14 protein-coding genes are annotated in these 14,248 nt (G+C 72.4%); 4 read left to right on the top strand and 10 right to left on the bottom strand.

Going from position 1 to position 14,248, the window contains the following annotated elements; all coding sequences use genetic code 11:
- Nucleotides 1-223: 223 nt before the first annotated feature.
- Entirely contained in the window at nucleotides 224-1,357 is a 1,134-nt protein-coding gene (locus RBJ65_RS17025) for an ROK family transcriptional regulator (protein WP_306322299.1), read from the bottom strand.
- Between the two features lie 166 nt (nucleotides 1,358-1,523).
- Between RBJ65_RS17025 and RBJ65_RS17030 the strand changes: the two genes are divergently transcribed.
- Both RBJ65_RS17030 and RBJ65_RS17035 read left to right on the top strand, forming a co-directional pair.
- Nucleotides 1,524-2,615 (top strand): Gfo/Idh/MocA family oxidoreductase, encoded by a 1,092-nt coding sequence (locus RBJ65_RS17030; RefSeq protein ID WP_306322300.1) that lies wholly within the window; start codon nucleotides 1,524-1,526, stop codon nucleotides 2,613-2,615.
- A complete protein-coding gene (locus tag RBJ65_RS17035) occupies nucleotides 2,612-3,103 on the top strand; it encodes a heme-degrading domain-containing protein (protein ID WP_306322301.1) in 492 nt (163 codons plus the stop codon). The genes RBJ65_RS17030 and RBJ65_RS17035 overlap by 4 nt, the downstream gene beginning before the upstream one ends.
- A 5-nt stretch (nucleotides 3,104-3,108) precedes the next feature.
- Here the strand turns inward: RBJ65_RS17035 and RBJ65_RS17040 are convergent, their stop codons facing one another.
- From RBJ65_RS17040 to RBJ65_RS17065, 6 genes are all read right to left on the bottom strand, one after another.
- On the bottom strand, nucleotides 3,109-4,461 hold the full coding sequence (locus tag RBJ65_RS17040; RefSeq protein WP_306322302.1) for a cytochrome P450: 1,353 nt from the start codon (nucleotides 4,459-4,461) through the stop codon (nucleotides 3,109-3,111).
- A 91-nt stretch (nucleotides 4,462-4,552) separates the two neighbouring features.
- Nucleotides 4,553-5,965 carry a choice-of-anchor A family protein gene (locus RBJ65_RS17045; protein ID WP_306322303.1) on the bottom strand — a complete coding sequence of 471 codons (1,413 nt, stop codon included), beginning with the start codon at nucleotides 5,963-5,965 and terminating at the stop codon, nucleotides 4,553-4,555.
- Between the two features lie 224 nt (nucleotides 5,966-6,189).
- Entirely contained in the window at nucleotides 6,190-7,047 is an 858-nt protein-coding gene (locus RBJ65_RS17050) for a fumarylacetoacetate hydrolase family protein (protein WP_306322304.1), read from the bottom strand.
- 148 nt (nucleotides 7,048-7,195) lie between these two features.
- Nucleotides 7,196-7,966 carry a YidC/Oxa1 family membrane protein insertase gene (locus tag RBJ65_RS17055; RefSeq protein ID WP_306322305.1) on the bottom strand — a complete coding sequence of 257 codons (771 nt, stop codon included), beginning with the start codon at nucleotides 7,964-7,966 and terminating at the stop codon, nucleotides 7,196-7,198.
- Between the two features lie 87 nt (nucleotides 7,967-8,053).
- Nucleotides 8,054-8,374 (bottom strand): DUF6412 domain-containing protein, encoded by a 321-nt coding sequence (locus RBJ65_RS17060; RefSeq protein ID WP_306322306.1) that lies wholly within the window; start codon nucleotides 8,372-8,374, stop codon nucleotides 8,054-8,056.
- A gap of 44 nt (nucleotides 8,375-8,418) precedes the next feature.
- Entirely contained in the window at nucleotides 8,419-8,946 is a 528-nt protein-coding gene (locus tag RBJ65_RS17065; protein WP_306322307.1) for a helix-turn-helix domain-containing protein, read from the bottom strand.
- A gap of 112 nt (nucleotides 8,947-9,058) precedes the next feature.
- Here RBJ65_RS17065 and RBJ65_RS17070 point away from each other — a divergent pair, with 112 nt between their 5' ends.
- A complete protein-coding gene (locus RBJ65_RS17070) occupies nucleotides 9,059-10,477 on the top strand; it encodes an MFS transporter (protein WP_306322308.1) in 1,419 nt (472 codons plus the stop codon).
- 6 nt (nucleotides 10,478-10,483) lie between these two features.
- Here the strand turns inward: RBJ65_RS17070 and RBJ65_RS17075 are convergent, their stop codons facing one another.
- From RBJ65_RS17075 to RBJ65_RS17085, 3 genes are read right to left on the bottom strand one after another with little or no spacing between them, the layout of a single operon-like run.
- Nucleotides 10,484-11,953, bottom strand: a complete 1,470-nt coding sequence (locus RBJ65_RS17075; RefSeq protein ID WP_306322403.1) for a sodium:solute symporter — start codon at nucleotides 11,951-11,953, stop codon at nucleotides 10,484-10,486.
- Between the two features lie 38 nt (nucleotides 11,954-11,991).
- The gene (locus tag RBJ65_RS17080) at nucleotides 11,992-12,195 is read right to left on the bottom strand and encodes a DUF3311 domain-containing protein (protein WP_372341401.1); all 204 of its coding nucleotides are present in this window, start codon (nucleotides 12,193-12,195) and stop codon (nucleotides 11,992-11,994) included.
- A 30-nt stretch (nucleotides 12,196-12,225) separates the two neighbouring features.
- Nucleotides 12,226-13,041 carry a class E sortase gene (locus tag RBJ65_RS17085; RefSeq protein WP_306322405.1) on the bottom strand — a complete coding sequence of 272 codons (816 nt, stop codon included), beginning with the start codon at nucleotides 13,039-13,041 and terminating at the stop codon, nucleotides 12,226-12,228.
- A 145-nt stretch (nucleotides 13,042-13,186) separates the two neighbouring features.
- Here RBJ65_RS17085 and RBJ65_RS17090 point away from each other — a divergent pair, with 145 nt between their 5' ends.
- Nucleotides 13,187-14,230, top strand: a complete 1,044-nt coding sequence (locus RBJ65_RS17090; protein ID WP_306322309.1) for an SEC-C domain-containing protein — start codon at nucleotides 13,187-13,189, stop codon at nucleotides 14,228-14,230.
- Nucleotides 14,231-14,248 lie beyond the last annotated feature (18 nt).

The raw sequence follows: 14,248 nt of genomic DNA on the forward strand, positions 1-14,248 counted from the left end.
GACTGAAAAAGATCGGGGCTCCGCCCCGGCCCCCGCGCCTCAAGCGCCAGCGGGGCTTGGATGTGGTCGTTCGCCGCCGAGGCCGGAAAAGATCGGGGCGCTGCCCCGGACCCCGCGCCTCAAGCGCCGGCGGGGCTTGATTTGCCGAACCGGCGTTACAGACACGGGAGTCCGCCCCCCCCTGCCCGGGGCACGCGGCTTCCCCGCCCTCCCCCGGTACGGGTTACGAGCGGTGAGGGGTGGCGTGGCCGAAGACGGGGGCGAGGATCATGTGGGCGGCGCCTTCGACGGCCAAGGTGTCACCGCCGGGAGCCGCCCGGACGGGTATCGCGGGGCCACCGCCCTCACGCCGCGCGCGGGCCGCGACGACGTGGGCCACACCGCGTACGAAGCGATCCTCGTGCGCGGCCACCGTGCGCCCACCCAAGAGCACCGCGTCGATGTCGAGCAGGCTCACCAGATTCGCCGCGCCCTCGCCGAGCACCCGCGCCGCCTCGTCGAGCCCCTCGTCCGTGCCGGATGCGACCGCCGCGAGGCAGAGCGCCTCGATGCACCCCCGGTTGCCGCAACCGCACACCGGGCCGTCCAACTGGATCACCTGGTGGCCGAATTCGCCCGCACCGGTGCGTGCGCCGCGGTACAGGGCGCCGTCGAGGACGAGGCCCGCGCCGAGCCCCGTACCGAGGTGGAGGTAGGCGAAGGACTGCTCCCCCGCGCCCTCACCCGCACCCTCGCCCTCGCCCTCAAGTGCCAGCGCCAGCGCCGCCGCGTTCGTGTCCTTGTCGACGACGACCGGGAGGCCGAGGCGCTCCGCGAGGGCGTCGCGGAGGGGGAAGCCGTCCCACTGGGGGAAGCCCGTGACCCGGTGCAGTACGCCGCCCATGTGGTCGAGCGGGCCCGGTACCGCGACGCCCACGCCGAGCACGCTCTGGCCGCCGTCCGCGTCGAGCAGCGCGTCCACCTCGCAGGCCGCCGCCGCGAGCACCGCGTCGGAACCCGCCCCCAGGTCCAGCGGCGCCCGCCGCGCCGCGACCACCGCGCCTGACAGGTCGGCGAGCACGATGCGCAGCTCGTCGCGGTCCAGGTGCAGGCCGACCGCGTGCCCGGCCCCCGCGAGCAGCCGCAGGACCGTGCGCGGCTTGCCGCCCGTCGAGGCGCGGCGGCCGGCCTCCACGGCGAGGCCGTCGCCCCGCAGCCGCGCCGTGATCTTGCTGACGGCCTGCGGCGTGAGCCCGGTGCGCTCGGCGAGTTCGAGGCGGCTTATCCCCGTCTCCCCCGCCGTGCGCAGCAGATCGAGCACGAGCGCCGCGTTGTGCCCGCGCAGGGCGCTCAGGTTCGCGCCCACGGTCGCCGCCATGGTCCTCCTCACGTATGCATCACCCTTGCATCGCCCTTGCATCGCCCCTGCGCCATCCTTGCGTCACCCTTGCGTCACCCTGCTCCCCACCAGCCCATCACCAGTCCATCACCAGTCATTGTCTCCCGCGCTTGCACTTTGGCAACACCGTTGCTTAAGTGGAGGCATGACTGGCATGACTGGTATGAGTACTCCGCTCCGCGTGGGGCTCGTCGGGTACGGCCTCGCGGGCTCCGTCTTCCACGCTCCACTGATCGCCGCGACCGAGGGCCTGACCCTGGACACGGTCGTCACCTCGAACCCCGAGCGCCAGGCGCAGGCGCGCGCCGAGCACGGCGACGGCCTGCGCTTCGTCGCGTCCCCCGACGACCTGTGGGAGCACGCGGACGAGCTCGACCTGATCGTCATCGCGTCGCCGAACAAGACGCACGTGCCGCTCGCGAAGGCCGCCATCGAGGCGGGCCTCCCGGTCGTCGTCGACAAGCCGGTCGCGGGCACGGCGGCACAGGCCCGTGAGCTCGCGGAGCTGGCCGAGAAGCAGGGCGTACTGCTGTCCGTCTTTCAGAATCGGCGGTGGGACAACGACTTCCTCACCCTTCGATCCCTCCTCTCCGAGGGCGAGTTGGGGGATGTCTGGCGGTTCGAGTCGCGGTTCGAGCGGTGGCGGCCGCAGCCGAAGGGCGGCTGGCGCGAGTCCGGCGACCCGGAGGAGATCGGCGGGCTGCTGTACGACCTGGGCAGTCACGTCGTCGACCAGGCGCTGGTGCTGTTCGGTCCCGCCGTCGCCGTCTACGCCGAGTCCGACGTGCGCCGCCCCGGCGCCGAGGCCGACGACGACACGTTCATCGCGATCACCCACGCGAACGGCGTCCGCTCGCATCTGTACGTCTCCGCCACCACCGCCCAACTCGGCCCGCGTTTCCGCGTGTTGGGCTCGCAGGCGGGCTACGTGAAGTACGGGCTCGACCCGCAGGAGGCCGCGCTGCGCGACGGGAGGCGTCCGGCGGCCGGTGAGCCGTGGGGCGTGGAGGGCGAGGCCATGTGGGGCCGGGTCGGCTCCGGCGAGTCCCCGCAGACCGGCGGCGGCCGCCCGTACGCGACGCTCGACGGCGACTACCCCGCGTACTACGCCGCCATCGCCGCGGCCCTGCGCGACGGCGCCCCCAACCCGGTCCCCGCCACCCAGGCCGCCGACGCGCTCGACGTCCTGGAGGCGGCCCGCGTGTCCGCCCGCGACGGTGTGGTGGTGAAGCCGTGAGCCCCCTCAACCCCCGTCCCAATCCCGAAGGCGCCCCGCAGATCGCCGAGTTGGAGGAGCAGGAGCGCAGGCTCGTCCTCGACTCGTTCACGTACGACGACGCCTGGGCGCTCGGCAATCTGCTCGTGGAGCTGGCCCGCGAGCGCGGCGCCCCCGTCGCGATCGACATCACGCGCGGCGGCCAGCAGCTGTTCCACGCGGCGCTGGAGGGCTCGGCCCCGGACAACGACGCGTGGATCGCCCGCAAGCGCCGCGTCGTGGAGCGCTACCACGCCTCGTCGTACCTGGTCGGCAGCCGCTTCCGGGCCAAGGGCACGACGTTCGAGGACACCTCGCGCCTCGACCAGGACGTGTACGCGGCCCACGGCGGCGCCTTCCCGGTCACCGTACGGGGAGCGGGAGTCGTCGGCGCCGTCGTGGTCTCCGGGCTGCCGCAGATCGAGGACCACAAGCTGGTCGTGGCGGCGCTTGAGCGGTTCCTCGGCTAGGGCCCCTAACGCGCCGTCAACCGCAGCCGGACCGGTTCCGCCGGGCGCATCGTGATGCCGAACGCCGTCGCGATTTCCCGGTCGTCCTCGGCCACCACCTCGTACGACCGAAGCAGCGTGGCGAGGCCGAGGACGGATTCGAGCATCGCGAACTGCGCGCCGACGCAGGCGCGCGGGCCGCCGCCGAACGGCATCCACGCGTACCGGTGGCGGCCCTTCTCCGCCTCCGGCAGGAAGCGGTCCGGGTCGAAGCGCATCGGGTCCGGCCAGTGGGCGGGGTCCCGGTGCGTGACGTACGCGGAGATGGTGACGTCGGCGCCCGCCGGGAGGAGTACGCCGTCGATCTCGGTGTCGGCGACCGCCTGCCGGCCGACCGCGGCGGCGGCCGGGTACAGCCGCATCGCCTCCTTCACCACGCGTTCGGTGTACGGGAGTTGGTCAAGGTCGGCGGCGCGCGGCGGGCGGCCGTCGGTGAGCACCGAGTCGATCTCCTCGCGGGTGCGGGCCTGGGCCTCAGGGTTCCGGCCGAGCAGGTGCAGGGCGAAGGTGAGCGACGTGGAGGTCGTCTCGTGCCCGGCGAGCAGGAAGACGAGGACCTGGTCGCGGATCTCGTCCGGCGAGAGCGTCTCGCCGTCCTCGGTGCGCGCCTGGATCAGCAGCCCGAGCAGGTCGTCGCCGGGCTCTTCGGCGGCCCTGCGCTCGGCGATCAGGGTGTCGCAGACGGCGTACAACTCCTGGCGCGCGGAGTCGAACCGGCGGTTGCGGGGCGTCGGCCAGTCGGGCTTGACGATGCCGGCGCCGTAGGCGCGCCGCAGGGACGTCTCGCTGATCTCGGGGAAGAAGCGGCGGACGGCCGGGACGGCGGTGTCGATGTCGGCGCCGAAGAGGATCCGGGCGACGGCGCGCAGCGTGAAGAGTTCCATCTCGGCGGCCACGTCCACGCTGTCCCGGCCGCGCCAGCTCTCGGCGGTGGCCTCGGCCTCGCCGACGACGGCCGTGTCGTAGACCCGGATGCCGCGCGGGGTGAACAGCGGCTGGACCAGCCGGCGTTGACGCAGATACGTCTCGTCCTGGCTGGTCAGCAGGCCGTTGCCGAAGGTGCTGCGGAGCTCCTCGTAGAAGAGGTTGTCCTTGCGGAAGTTGCCCGACTCGGTGGCGAGGACCTGCTGGGCGGCCTCGGCGGAGAACAGTCCGTACATGGCGCGCCGCAGTCCGGGCGGTCCCGCGAGGAACTTGACCACGTCGCCGTGGGTTTCGCGGGCCCGCAGGAAGGTGCCGAGCGCGTCGCGCTTCAGGTCGAGCATGGAGCCGAGGAGCGGGGCTCCGGAGGGTATGGGGGCTTGGGCGGTTACTGTCACGATCGGCAGCGTGCGCGCCCCGTTGCGGGCTCGCAACGGGGCGCGGCGACTCTCGCTCAATCTTCACGTTACCGGCGCGTCAACCTCCGGCTCAGGCACGGCCGTTGGCACGGCGCTGCCTGCGGGTCAGGTAGACGGCGCCCGCACCGGTCGCCGCGGTGACCGCCGCGATCGAGCCGAGGACCGCGGTGCCGAGGGAGGGCGTACCGGTGTCGGCGAGCTCACCGCCGCCTCCCGTGCCTCCCGTGCTGCCACCGGAGGCCCCGCCGTCGTCACCGCCGTCGCTCGGCGTGGGGGCAGGGGTGGTGTCGGAGGGGGTGGGGGTCGGGGTGGTCGGTGAGAGGGTGGGGGTCGGGGTGGTCGGTGAAGGGGTGGGGGTAGGAGACGTCGGAGTGGGCGTCGGGGTCGTGGGCGTAGGCGTAGGCGTGGGCGTGGGGAGGCTGTCGTCCTCGCACGTCGGCAGGTCGCCGACGAACGGGTACGCGTGGATCTCCTGGCCCCCGCCGGCGCCCGCCGGGGAGGTGTGGGTCAGCGAACCGGCGCTGTAGAAGCGGCCGTTGAAGCCGGACATCGTCATCGTCGTCGTGCTCGACGGGTTGCCCACCAGAGTGCTTCCGGAGAACTGGGTGCCGCCCGCGAGCTCCACGCTGCTCGCGTCGGGGAAGTTCCACAGCAGCCGGTCGCGCAGTTCGGGCGGGAGCAGGTCCTCGTACGTGTTGATCTTCCGGGCGTCGCCGTAGACGTTGACGAGGACGGTGGCCCCGGACGGGATGCCTGCGAAGCGGTAGCCGGCGGAGCCGCCGCTCGCGGAGATGAGGTCGAAGTCGACGTCGAAGACCTGGATCGGGGAGCTGCCGTCGCCGGTGAACGTCGTCGTGCTGCCGTCGTTGACGGCGGTGCCGGTCGGGGTGCGGCGGGCGCCGTTGTCGTACGCGTAGCAGTGACTGGCGTCGGTGAGGTGTTCCCGGATGCCGGTGTAGGGCCTGGCGGCGTCGGGGTCGCGGACGGCCTTCGACTCCACGACGCCGCTGAACGTGCCCCCGATGCGCGCGACTCCGTCGGCGTCGGCTGCCTCGACGGCCAGCCGCTCCCCCTGGGCGACGGTCAGGTCGCCGCCGGTGGTGATGAAGTCGGTGCCGTCGTCCGGGGGCACGCGCGAGCCGACGCCCGCGATGCCGACGTTGTAGATCCCCGAGGCGCTGGGGTCCTTGTCCTGGTCGTAACCGCCCATGACGACGACCTTGCCCTCGGCCTCCGCGGCGCCCTGGCGCACGAGGAAGTCACCGCCGACGAAGACGTTGATGTTGTTGTCGCGCCCGGACAGGCCGCCGTTGTGAGGCTCCGGATACGAGTCCGGGCACGCGTCCCCGAGACAGGGCCCGAGCCCGTCCGGCAACGGTTCGGCGACCGCGGGCCCGGCGGCGGCCCCCACGACGAGAACCGCGGAGGCGAGGCTCGCCGCCGGCAGCCGGGCGGTGGACAGAGCACGTCTGATTTTTCCCATAGCCGCACTATGAGAATGCTCCCTGCCCACCCCCGCCAGACACGCACCCGCGGGGGCCCAAGGCGCCCCAAACGGCGGCGGGCGCCCCCTCCAGGGGCGCGGGACTGTGGCGGTCTACGGCTCCGCCGCGTGGGCGCAAACGCAACCACAGCAGAACCCGCACCCGCCAACGCACACACAACCAGCAGCCCAAAGAGCGCGCCCCGCCCCCCAGCGGAGAGCGCCTACGCTCCCTTCAGCTCCTGCCGCTGCCGCCCGAGCCCCTCGACCTCCAGCTCCACCACGTCCCCGGCCCGCAGATACGGCTTCGGCTCGGGCTGCCCCATGGCGACGCCCGCCGGCGTGCCGGTGTTGATGACATCGCCGGGGTACAGGGTCATGAACTGGCTGACGTAGCGCACCACTTCGGCCACCGGGAAAATCTGGTCGGCGGTCGTGCCGTCCTGCTTCAGCTCCCCGTTCACCCACAGCTTGAGGCCGAGCGCCTGCGGGTCCTGCACCTCGTCCGCGGTCACGAGCCACGGGCCGAGCGGGTTGAACGTCTCGCAGTTCTTGCCCTTGTCCCACGTGCCGCCGCGCTCGATCTGGAACTCGCGCTCGGACACGTCGTGCGCGACCGCGTACCCGGCGACGCAGGCGAGCGCGGCCTCGTGGGACTCGACGTAGCGGGCCGTGCGCCCGATGACGACGGCCAGCTCGACCTCCCAGTCCGTCTTCTTCGAGCCGCGCGGTACGAGGACCGTGTCGTCGGGGCCGACCACCGTGTCGGCCGCCTTGAAGAACACGACCGGTTCGGCGGGCGGCTCGGCGCCGGTCTCCGCCGCGTGGTCGTGGTAGTTCAGGCCGATGCACACGACCTTGCCGATACGGGCCACCGGCGGGCCGATCCGCAGCCCCGACGCGTCGAGGACGGGCAGTTCTCCGGACGCGGCCGCGGCCCGTACGCGCTCGATCGCGGCGTCGTCGGCGAGCAGCGCCCCGTCGACGTCCGTGACGAGTTCCGACAGGTCCCGCAGGGTTCCCCCGGCGTCGAGCAGCGCGGGGCGTTCGGCTCCGGCAGGACCGACTCGCAGCAGCTTCATGGTGTAACTCCCTCTGCAGTAGGAGGAGCCTCCACGGCCCGGTGCGGCGGGCAGCCAACGGAGGACTGGTCGATCCTCCAAGGAGAACGTCCAGCTGGCAATACCCCGTTCACGGACTGGACCCGGACCGCTGCGCTCCGTGGGGGCTTCAGAGGGCGGGCGCGGCCGCCGCCCCTCCCGCGTACGGCATGTCCCGGTAGAGCACGGCCCGCTCGATCGAGCTCCACGTCGTCGACGTGACGACGTACAGCGCGGCGGCGAGCGGCACGAAGGCCACCGTGAACAGGGTGAAGAAGGACATCAGCGGCATGAACTTGCCCATCGCCGCCATGCCCGGCACCTGCTGCTGCCCCTCCGCGCCCGGCTTGGCGGCGGCCTGCGCCATCTGCCGCTTCGTACGCCGGTAGTTGAAGCTCGCGACGGCGGCGACGAGCGCGAACAGCGCCACGTAGACGAGGCCCTGCTCGCCGAAGAGGCCGCCGTGCGCGAGCGCGTCGTGGAAGCGGCCGCCGAGCGGGGCCGCGCCGAGGGTGTGGCCGAGCAGGGCATTGGGCTCGCCGCCGATGCTCTGGTTGGAGAACAGGTGGTAGAGCAGGAAGAACGCCGGCATCTGGCAGAGCATCGGCAGGCAGCCGGTCAGCGGGGAGACCTTCTCCTCGCGGTGCAGCTCCATGATCGCCTTCTGCATCGCCTCTGGGCTGTTCTTGTGCTTCTTGCGCAGTTCGGCGATGCGCGGCTGGAGCTTGGCCCGCTCGCGCTGCCCGCGGGCCGCCGCCCGCGACAGGGGGTGGACGAGGAGGCGTACGAACGCGGTGAACAGGATGATCGCGGCCGCCGTGGCGGAGGCGCCCAGCAGGGGCTGGAGCAGGTCGGCGAGGTGCTCGACCAGGCTGGCGAAGACGGACATGAACGACGACATGGGTGAGCCCTCCGGGGGTCTCGTCGTGCCGGAAACGGGACGCGGTGTGCGCTTTCGGCGTGACGGACTGCTGCGGAGCGGAAGGGTTCAGCAGGCCGTCGGGGCGAGACGTCCGGGTGCTCGGGGCCGGGGCCGGCCGGAGGCGTCGGGATCGCGCTGCGGCAGGAACGCGGTGCGCCGCTCGCGGTCGCGGATGGCGGTGCGTACGCGGGTGGGCGCCACGGTGGGCGCGGAGCGCGCGGCGAGGACGGCGCAGGCGGCGAGCGCGGAGCCCGCGGCGGCGGTCGCGGCGAACGTGACGGCGCCGACGAAGCTGCCGGTGTCGACGAGCGCCGAGCCGAGGAGGGCGAGGAGCAGCAGGGCGACGGGCCGCAGAAGCGTGGAGCTCCCGCTCGTACGTGCTGCCATGCGCCTGCCTCCTCTCACCACTCTCGTAGTCGTGTCCCGCCCAGTTATACAGGCTCGGTCACGACGGGCTGGAGGAGGCGTCGCGGTTCGAGGAGGGCGCGGCTGACCGGGTCGGCGGGGTGCCGGTCGAGTCCTTCGCCCGGCAGCATCTCGACGTCCTCCAGTTCCACAGGGCCCCCGCACTTCGCGCACTCGCCGACGACGCCGAGCGGCGTCCCGCACACGGCGTGCGTGAACTCACGCATCGGCAGCGAGCCCGGGATCTCCCGCCCCCACGCGCCGAGCGCCCGCACGGCGGGCCACAGCCCGCGCCCGTGCTCGGTGACGACGTACTCGTGGCGCGGCGGCGACTCCTGGTACCGGCGCTTTTCGAGGACGCCGGCGGTGGTGAGCGCCTGGAGCCGGGTCGCGAGGACGGCGCGCGGGATGCCGAGGTGGACGAGGAAGTCGTTATAGCGGCGCACCCCGTAGAGCGCGTCGCGGATCACGAGCAGTGTCCAGCGTTCGCCGACGATCTCCAGCGCGCGGGCGAGCGAGCACTCCTGCGACGCGTAGTCCTTGCCGAGAGCCATGGCCCCACTGTAGCCACTTTCCGCGTTCCAGGTTCAGTGAACGAACCGACCATGCTACGTTCGTCGAGCCGGTAAGTTCATTCACTGAACCTGCGACTGGATAGGCCCTGCCATGCCCCAGCCCACTCAGCCCGTACTCGCCCACCCCCTTCATCCCCGGGCCGCCGAGCCCACCCGCCCCACCGCCACCCTCGCCGTCACGAGCGCGGCGACGGCCGTGGCCCTCATGACGTACACCGCGCCGATGATCACGCTCGCGGACACGGCCGCGTCCCTGCGCACGGGCCTCTCCTCCCAGGCCTGGCTGCTGAACGGCACCCCGCTCGGCCTCGCCGCGCTGCTCCTGGTCGCGGGCAGCCTCGCCGACGACTACGGGCGGCGCCGCGCCTTCGTCCTCGGCACGGCCCTGCTCACCGTCACGACGGCGCTGGGCGCGCTCGCCACCAGCACCCTCCTGTTCACGCTCGCCCGGATCGCGCAGGGCGCGGCGTCGGCGGCGATCCTGGCCGCGAGCCTGGGCCTGCTGGTGTCCGCGTTCCCGACCCCGGCGGGCCGGGTCAAGGCCACCGGGGTGTGGGGCGCGTTCGTCAGCGGCGGCATCGCGCTCGGCCCGGTGGTGGCGGGGGCCGTCACGGACCTCGCCAACTGGCGCTGGGCGTACGGGGTGTTGGCCGCGGCGACGGCCGTGGTCGCGGCCCTCGCGCCCCGCGCCCTCACCGAGTCCCGCTCCCCACGCGGCGGCCGCCCCGACCTCCCCGGCGCCCTGGCCCTCGGCCTCGCGCTCGCCGCCCTCCTCGCGGCCCTCACGCTCGGCCGCGACGGCTGGCTGCGCGCCCCCATCGGCGTACTACTGGCGGCAACTGTGCTGCTGCTCACGGCGTTTGTGGCCATCGAGCGCCGCTCCCGCACGCCGATGATCGACCTGTCGCTGCTGCGCCGCCCCCTCTTCCTGGCGTCGACGGCGGGTGCCTTCTTCACCGGCGTCTCCGTCGTGGCGCTCTTCTCGTACGTCCCCACGCTCGTGCAGCACACGATGGGCGTCACGGCGATGGGCACGGCGGGCCTGTTCGTGCTCTGGTCGGGGACGTCGTTCGTGGTGGCGCTCCAGGCCAGGCGGCTCGCGGGCCGGGTCTCGCCGCGCCACCAACTGGCCGTCGGCTTCGTCCTCCACGCACTGGCGGTGGCGACGATGCTGGGCGCGGCGGGCTCGGGCCACTGGACCCGCCTGGTCCCGGGCCTCGTCGTGTCGGGCGTGGGCAGCGGACTCCTGAACGCCGCGCTCCCCCTGCTCTCCGTCGACTCGGTGCCGGCCGACCGCGCCGCGATGGGCTCGGGCGCGGGCAACACGTCCCGCTACATCGGTTCGGCCGCGGGCGTGGCCCTGATGATCGCGGTGTCGACGTCGACGGGGACCGGCCGCCACGCCCTCGACCGGGGCACGAACGCGGCGTTCATGGTGTCGGGCGCCCTGGCGCTCGCGGCGGCGGGACTGCTGCTCACGCTGCGGGAGCGGAAGCCCGCTCGCCCGTGACCGGAGTCATGCCGCCGGGGCGGAGACCCCCTCGTCCGTGACCGGGTCCCGCGCGAGCACGACGTCGTCCGGCCGTTCGTCGCGGTCGGCCGGACACGCGTACGTCACGGCGAGGGTGACGACGAGGTTGGCGGCGAGCGCGAGAATCCCGGCGTTGACCCCGAACACGGGATCGTGCCCGCCGAAGACCAGCACACACACGATGACGACCCCCACCCCGAGCCCACTCAGCGCCCCCACCAGACTCAACCTCCGCCACACAAGCCCCACCAGCAGCATCGGCACGAGCTGCGCCATCCCCTCGTACGAGATGAGGGAGAGCCGTACGAGGGTGTTGGGCGCGGCATAGGTGAGCACGAGCGCGACCGTCCCGGCGGTGACCACCACGACCTGCGCCCCGGCCTTCTGCACCCGCGACGAGCCGCGCCATCGCGGGACGAGCGACATGACACTGCTCCCCCACATCGTTCCAATGACCAGCATGAAGACGGCCATCGGCACGATGGAGGAGAGCGCGGCCGCGACCCCGACGACCCCCACGACCCACGCGGGCAGCGAATCGACGACGAGCTTGAACAGCGCCAGGTTGGAGTCGGCCCCGGTGAGCCCCGGAACGACGAACAACGCCGCCATGCCAAGGAACATGGGCACGAAGAGCAGCACGTTGTAGGCGGGCAGCCACATCGCGTTGCGCCGCAGCGCGTCGGCGCTGCGCGCGCCCAGGTACCCGGCGACGGTGGTCGGGAAGATGACGACGGTGAGCGCGTTCAGGAAGGTCGTCGTCGCGAACCACCCCTCCCCGTACGGCGATCCACCACTCCCCGGCAACGTAAGCCACGCACTCTTCTCCTCGACGAGCCGATCGAGGAACGCCCCGTAGCCGTCGAAGTAGTGCAACGGCACATAGAAGGCGAGAAACGCGAGCGTGACGATGACGAGCAGGTCCTTCAGCACCGAGACCCAGGCACTCCCCCGCAGCCCACTCACCACGACGAAGAGCGTGGTGACGGCGAAGCCGATGAAATAGGCCCAGTTGAGGCTGACGGCACCGTACGAGATCGTCGAGACGACGACGCCCATCCCCGTGATCTGCAACTGGATGTACGGGAGCAGGAACACGGTGACGAGGACCGCGACGGCCGCACCGAGCCAGGGCTTGCCGTACCGGTGCGCCACCATGTCCGTGATGCTCACGAGCCCGTGCCGCCGCGCGTACGACCAGAGCAGCGGCCCGACGACGTACCCGATGGCGTACCCGCAGGACATATAGGCGACGACGTACAGGACAGGGGCCCCGTAGTTGTACCCCCACCCGGCGGCGCCCAGGTAACTGAAGCTGGTGTACCCCTCCCCCGCCATCAGCACCCACACGAACACGGCGCCGAGGGACCGCCCGCCCACGGACCACTCGGCGAGCCCGCCGCCACCGCCCTTTCCGCGTACGGCGAGCAGCCCGAGGGCGACGGTGGCGACCATGAAGACGCCGAAGAGGGTGGTGGCAACGGCGGCGTTGCTCACTTGCCGGCCTCGCGCATCCTGCGGTCCCCACGCCAGGTGAGCCAGGCGGCGAACGGGGTGACGAGGGTGGCCCCGAGCAACCACACGAACAGGAACGGCAGCCCGAACACGACGGGTTCGACGCGGTTCACGAAGGGCAGCGCGCCGATGTAGAGCACGAAGGGGACGAGGAGCCAGAGCAGGTGGGGCCGTTTGATCACGAACAGGGAGCCTAACGGGGACGTCCTCCGCTATCGGGGACGCATGGCGCTCAGCTTCCCCCACACCACGAGCCGGTACTTGCTGGTGAACTCGGGCGTACAGGTGGTGAGGGTGATGTAGTACCCGGGGTCGTCGTACCCGGCCCCCGGCACGACGCGGCTCCGCGGCACCGGGTTGATGACACCCCCGTCACCGGCCGATGTCTGGGCGAGCGTCTTGTCGACGACGTACGAGTACGAGGCGGACTTCGTCTCCACGGTGAGGGTGTCGCCGCGCCGCAGCCGGTTGATGTACCGGAAGGGTTCGCCGTGGGTGTTGCGGTGCCCGGCGAGCGCGAAGTTGCCGGGGCGGCCGGGCTGGGCGGTGTCCGGGTAGTGGCCCACGTAGCCCTGGTTGAGGACGGCGGACTTGCTGATGCCCTGGGCGACGGGTGCGCGGATGCCGATGCGGGGGATGCCGAGGATGGCGTAGGCCTGGTCCCAGTCGGGGGTGGTTCCGGCGGGGGCGGTGGAGGGGGCGCTCGGGGTGACGGTGGGGTCGGCGGTACCGGCGGCGGGCTCGGTGGACGGGGCCGAGGAGTCCGAGGAGTCCGAGGAGCCGGAGGAGCCGGAGGGGCCCGAGGAGTCACCCCACTGCCGCTCCAGCGCCTGCACCTGCCGGTCGGCGCCGGCCCTGGCCTCCCGGTTGGTCCACCACAGCTGATGCACGACGAGCAGCAGCACGACGAGGCCGAGGGTGACGGCGACTTCGGCACCGTTCCACAGCACACGGCGCGCGGCGGACCGTGGGGCCCGCCCCTGGGCGACGACGACGGGCCTGCCCCCGGGGGCACGCGTACGTTGCATCCGTTGCGACAGCACGCGCGCAAGATAGGTGGTGGGGCGCGAACTCACCAGAGCCTCACCAGAGCCTCACCAGAGCGAGGGGGCGTACGGTCCCGTCCCGATCGGGCGGGTACCCGGCCAAGGTTCCGGCAGTACGGTGTCCCCCATGCGCCCCGACACCCCTGCCACGCCCTCCGAGACCGACCGCGCGAACCACGTCGCGGAAGCCGAGCGCCTGGAGCGCACGGCGGCGATGTACCCCGAGGACGCGGAACACCTGCTCCTCCAGGCCGCGGCCCACTACGAACTCGCCGAGTCCCGCGACCGCGCGACGACGTTGTACGACACCCTGCTCTCCGCCGCCCCCTCCGGCACCCTCAACTCCCCCACCCTGATCCGCGCGCTGAAGGCGGCGAACCTGTGGGAGTACGGCCACGAGGCGGAGGCCAGGGCGATCATCACGGGCGTCCGCACGGCGGCACCACGCGACCCCGGCCCCTGGGTCATCGTGGCCGAGTCCCTGGAAGCCCACGACGAACTCGAACAGGCCCACGAAACCTTCACGGAGGCGCTGAACCTCCTGCTCCCGGACCCCGCCTCCGGCGACGTGGAGTACGCCCAGCACCCCCTCCTCCTGGGCCGCCACCGGGTCCGCCGCCTCCTCGCGGTCGACCACGACACGTGGGACGACCTCGCCGACGAGGTCAACCGCACGTCGGTCTCCCTCGACGAACTCCACGACCCGAAGCGCGTCTGGGCCCTCGGCTCCGAAAACCCGGCAGAGCTGGAGGCCGAAATCACCCGCCTCCGCGCCGAATTGGGCACCTACCGCGAAGCCCTCTCCCGCCCCTTCCCGGTGGCCGTCCTCCACTGGCCCTCGACGGAATACGCGGAACTCCTGTCGGCGTACCCCGCCCTCTCCTCGGAATACCCCTCCTACGAAGCCCACTTGACGTCAACGGAGGCCTCGCTGCGCGAACTGTCGGAGTCGGGCACGGCCAACCTCGGCATCGTCACGGGCACGGTCCCCTCCTACGAGGCCTTCGCAGCGTCCGAGTCCTCCTCCCCGGAGGACGCCTCCCTGCTGCCGCAGTACGCGACGACACTGGCGGCGCGTGGACGCGCGGTGGCGTGGCCGCCGGCGGGTGGGGCGGGGTGTTGGTGCGGGTCGGGGGACGCGTACGAGGTGTGCCACGGGACGGGCCGCTGACGAATCGGCCGACGGCCC

The sequence above is a fragment of the Streptomyces sp. KL109B genome, from assembly GCF_030766935.1.
Lineage (GTDB): Bacteria > Actinomycetota > Actinomycetes > Streptomycetales > Streptomycetaceae > Streptomyces.

What these genes read in the sequence shown, in the direction of transcription:
- RBJ65_RS17025 (WP_306322299.1), bottom strand. Translation starts at nt 1,357, where the DNA reads ATGGCGGCGACCGTGGGCGCGAACCTGAGCGCCCTGCGCGGGCACAAC.
- RBJ65_RS17030 (WP_306322300.1), top strand. Translation starts at nt 1,524, where the DNA reads ATGACTGGCATGACTGGTATGAGTACTCCGCTCCGCGTGGGGCTCGTC.
- RBJ65_RS17045 (WP_306322303.1), bottom strand. Translation starts at nt 5,965, where the DNA reads ATGGGAAAAATCAGACGTGCTCTGTCCACCGCCCGGCTGCCGGCGGCG.
- RBJ65_RS17050 (WP_306322304.1), bottom strand. Translation starts at nt 7,047, where the DNA reads ATGAAGCTGCTGCGAGTCGGTCCTGCCGGAGCCGAACGCCCCGCGCTG.
- RBJ65_RS17055 (WP_306322305.1), bottom strand. Translation starts at nt 7,966, where the DNA reads ATGTCGTCGTTCATGTCCGTCTTCGCCAGCCTGGTCGAGCACCTCGCC.
- RBJ65_RS17060 (WP_306322306.1), bottom strand. Translation starts at nt 8,374, where the DNA reads ATGGCAGCACGTACGAGCGGGAGCTCCACGCTTCTGCGGCCCGTCGCC.
- RBJ65_RS17065 (WP_306322307.1), bottom strand. Translation starts at nt 8,946, where the DNA reads ATGGCTCTCGGCAAGGACTACGCGTCGCAGGAGTGCTCGCTCGCCCGC.
- RBJ65_RS17070 (WP_306322308.1), top strand. Translation starts at nt 9,059, where the DNA reads ATGCCCCAGCCCACTCAGCCCGTACTCGCCCACCCCCTTCATCCCCGG.
- RBJ65_RS17075 (WP_306322403.1), bottom strand. Translation starts at nt 11,953, where the DNA reads ATGGTCGCCACCGTCGCCCTCGGGCTGCTCGCCGTACGCGGAAAGGGC.
- RBJ65_RS17085 (WP_306322405.1), bottom strand. Translation starts at nt 13,041, where the DNA reads ATGCAACGTACGCGTGCCCCCGGGGGCAGGCCCGTCGTCGTCGCCCAG.
- RBJ65_RS17090 (WP_306322309.1), top strand. Translation starts at nt 13,187, where the DNA reads ATGCGCCCCGACACCCCTGCCACGCCCTCCGAGACCGACCGCGCGAAC.